The sequence below is a fragment of the Lysinibacillus sp. RU7 genome (assembly GCF_057837305.1).
This window is the reverse complement of sequence record NZ_JBYQFK010000235.1, coordinates 1-248: the sequence shown is the minus strand read 5'-3', so window position 1 is coordinate 248 and position 248 is coordinate 1. Positions and strand designations below refer to the sequence as shown.

Below are 248 nucleotides of genomic sequence, written 5' to 3'. Positions count from 1 at the left end.
ACTATGTGAACTTTTTAGCCATATTGATGGTGGCTCGTCTATATTTGGCAAAGCTCAACGAATTAAGCGTGTTCTCAACATTTTGAATTTAAATAAAAACCAAGCCATTTATGTCGGCGACCAAACGACTGATGGCGAAGCTGCACATAAAGCAGGCATTGATTTTGCTGCGGTAGGTTGGGGTTATACATCGGCTGAAAAATTAAAAACCATTCAGCCCAAAGTCGTGCTCAACGACTTGGCAACCA

At 41.5% G+C, this 248-nt stretch carries 1 protein-coding gene; it reads left to right on the top strand.

Going from position 1 to position 248, the window contains the following annotated elements:
* Positions 1–248: HAD hydrolase-like protein (locus tag AC3II9_RS22235; RefSeq protein WP_489158919.1), on the top strand; the 248-nt coding region annotated here is incomplete at both ends.